The 2,525-nt window shown below is 42.5% G+C and carries 2 protein-coding genes, 9 tRNA genes and 1 rRNA gene; 11 read left to right on the top strand and 1 reads right to left on the bottom strand.

Going from position 1 to position 2,525, the window contains the following annotated elements; translation table 11 throughout:
• Nucleotides 1-460: 460 nt before the first annotated feature.
• On the bottom strand, nt 461-574 hold the full coding sequence (gene cmpA / locus KW850_RS32490; protein ID WP_218351708.1) for a cortex morphogenetic protein CmpA: 114 nt from the start codon (nt 572-574) through the stop codon (nt 461-463).
• Between the two features lie 95 nt (nt 575-669).
• Here cmpA and KW850_RS32485 point away from each other — a divergent pair, with 95 nt between their 5' ends.
• From KW850_RS32485 to KW850_RS32435, 11 genes are all read left to right on the top strand, one after another.
• Nucleotides 670-1,143 (top strand): SprT family protein, encoded by a 474-nt coding sequence (locus KW850_RS32485; protein WP_218351707.1) that lies wholly within the window; start codon nt 670-672, stop codon nt 1,141-1,143.
• Between the two features lie 118 nt (nt 1,144-1,261).
• Nucleotides 1,262-1,336, top strand: a tRNA-Asn gene (locus tag KW850_RS32480).
• Between the two features lie 3 nt (nt 1,337-1,339).
• Nucleotides 1,340-1,430, top strand: a tRNA-Ser gene (locus KW850_RS32475).
• Nucleotides 1,431-1,441: 11 nt separating this feature from the next.
• Nucleotides 1,442-1,513 (top strand) — tRNA-Glu (locus KW850_RS32470).
• A gap of 60 nt (nt 1,514-1,573) precedes the next feature.
• A tRNA-Gln gene (locus KW850_RS32465) sits at nt 1,574-1,648 on the top strand.
• Between the two features lie 24 nt (nt 1,649-1,672).
• A tRNA-Leu gene (locus KW850_RS32460) sits at nt 1,673-1,757 on the top strand.
• A gap of 61 nt (nt 1,758-1,818) precedes the next feature.
• A tRNA-Leu gene (locus tag KW850_RS32455) sits at nt 1,819-1,904 on the top strand.
• A gap of 62 nt (nt 1,905-1,966) precedes the next feature.
• A tRNA-Arg gene (locus KW850_RS32450) sits at nt 1,967-2,043 on the top strand.
• A 6-nt stretch (nt 2,044-2,049) separates the two neighbouring features.
• Nucleotides 2,050-2,126 (top strand) — tRNA-Pro (locus KW850_RS32445).
• 14 nt (nt 2,127-2,140) lie between these two features.
• Nucleotides 2,141-2,214: transfer RNA gene (locus KW850_RS32440), tRNA-Gly, on the top strand.
• A gap of 113 nt (nt 2,215-2,327) precedes the next feature.
• Nucleotides 2,328-2,525: ribosomal RNA gene (locus KW850_RS32435) — 16S ribosomal RNA — on the top strand; the annotation flags it as partial.

Raw genomic sequence — 2,525 nt, 5'->3', positions numbered from 1 at the left:
CGCGAAGCGCGCGAAATCTTGATGGTTTGGAAGGGGGTACCCCCTTCCAAACCATCAAAATTCATAAAAGCTGAAAAACATTGTAACCATAGGAAATACAATTTACACAAAATATAGGACTTGACTTCAATGGGGGTTATTGGTGACCAAAGACGAAGAAAAAAGGGGAAGAAGGTAATCAATAGGGGTTATAGGTGACCGAAGTTGGTGAAAAAAGGGGAAGAAGGTAATCAATGGGGGTTATAGGTGACCGAAGCTGGTGAAAAAAGGGGAAGAAGGTAATCAATAGAGTTATTGGGTGACCGAAGACGAAAAAAAGGGGATGAAAGTGAATCGATGCCGACTACTCCCAAATGAATCCCCTAAAAAAAGTAGCTTCTATTTGGATAAAACAAAAAAGCGCAAAACCTAAAACGGATTTGCGCATTAAAAATCTTCTCCCTGATAACGGAGCGTTATCCTAAGAGTAATGTTTCTTCCTGTAAAAGAACCAGCACTGGTTTAACATCTTGATCTGATAGCGATCCTTTTCATAGAAAGCTCTTTTCATTTGGTTTTGCAACCAAGTCGGCATAATAAAACCTCCCGAAAAGTACATCATTATTAAAGGTATATACAATATATGCTATAATAGGTTGTCATGTTCGCATAGAAAGTGAGGGACCCAAAATGGACCAACAACAACTTCAAATATTGGTTGAAAAGATATCTGTTGAGTCATTTGGGAAACCATTTTTGCATCACGCCTCGTTTAATCCAAGGCTAAGATCAACAGGAGGCAGATACCTGCTTGGCACACATAATATTGAAATCAATAGAAAATATTACGAGCAGCTTGGTGAAAAAGAATTAGTAGGGATTATTAAACATGAACTATGCCATTATCACCTTCACCTTGCAGGAAAAGGTTATCAGCATAGGGACCAGAATTTTAAGTATTTATTAAAAAAAGTAGGAGCACCACGATTTTGTGCCCAACTGCCAGATAAAAAAGTAAAACGAACATCTAATAAAATCCTTCTCTATCAGTGCACCAACTGTCAGCTATCTTACAGAAGAAAAAGAAGCATTGATACTAGTAGATATGTGTGTGGAAAATGTAGAGGAAAATTGATGAAAATAAAAGAAATAACCTTAGGATAAGGTAGTGATTCGGAAAAATCTTTATCTAAAACTGTATTGACTTTATATTATATCGTCATTATAATATAAAGAGTCGATAAGGTGATTGCCTTTATTGATTTTTAAATATCTTTTTTATTCCGCAGTAGCTCAGTGGTAGAGCTATCGGCTGTTAACCGATCGGTCGTAGGTTCGAGTCCTACCTGCGGAGCCATATGGGGAAGTACTCAAGAGGCTGAAGAGGCGCCCCTGCTAAGGGTGTAGGTCGGGTGACCGGCGCGAGGGTTCAAATCCCTCCTTCTCCGCCATATAAACTTAAGGCCCCTTGGTCAAGTGGTTAAGACACCTCCCTTTCACGGAGGTAACACGGGTTCGAATCCCGTAGGGGTCATTGGAACGGGAAGTGACCTTGATTCATTTCCTGTTTCTTATTCATTACAAAAAATATCATTGGGCTATAGCCAAGCGGTAAGGCATCGCACTTTGACTGCGACATGCGTTGGTTCAAATCCAGCTAGCCCAGCCATCTTTCTAATCAGTAAATATTCATGCGGGTGTGGCGGAATTGGCAGACGCACCAGACTTAGGATCTGGCGCCGCAAGGCGTGGGGGTTCGACTCCCTTCACCCGCACCAAATATTTTACTTGAATTAAATTGTGTAGTGTGATAAGATTGTTTTTGTCGCTAATTATCATGCGGTCGTGGCGGAATGGCAGACGCGCTAGGTTGAGGGCCTAGTGGGGGCAACCCCGTGGAGGTTCAAGTCCTCTCGGCCGCACCAAATAAATTGTTGACAGAGAATACCGAGTGTGCTATACTTTAAAAGTTGACTTTTTAATTAATGCGCCCGTAGCTCAATTGGATAGAGCGTCTGACTACGGATCAGAAGGTTGTGGATTCGACTTCTTCCGGGCGCGCCATATAGACGGGAAGTAGCTCAGCTTGGTAGAGCACTTGGTTTGGGACCAAGGGGTCGCAGGTTCGAATCCTGTCTTCCCGACCATTTTAATAAAATACGCGGGTGTAGTTTACTGGTAAAACCTCAGCCTTCCAAGCTGATGTAGTGGGTTCGATTCCCATCACCCGCTCCAACATATTACTAATTGTTCTTTGAAAACTAAACAAACAAAATCGTGCAAACAAACAATAAATTTTAGCTTCGATTAAGAAGTTAAGCCAACGTAACAAAATGAGCTAATCAACTTTCTTGGAGAGTTTGATCCTGGCTCAGGACGAACGCTGGCGGCGTGCCTAATACATGCAAGTCGAGCGAACCAATAGGAGCTTGCTCCTGTTGGTTAGCGGCGGACGGGTGAGTAACACGTGGGCAACCTGCCTGTAAGACTGGGATAACACCGGGAAACCGGTGCTAATACCGGATAATCCTTTTCCTCTCATGAGG

The organism is Bacillus sp. sid0103, from assembly GCF_019219025.1.
This window is presented reverse-complemented; position numbering and strand designations above follow the sequence as displayed.

Bases quoted from the DNA above. Each gene is read 5' to 3' on its own strand.
- cmpA (WP_218351708.1), bottom strand. From the start codon at position 574: ATGCCGACTTGGTTGCAAAACCAAATGAAAAGAGCTTTCTATGAAAAG.
- KW850_RS32485 (WP_218351707.1), top strand. From the start codon at position 670: ATGGACCAACAACAACTTCAAATATTGGTTGAAAAGATATCTGTTGAG.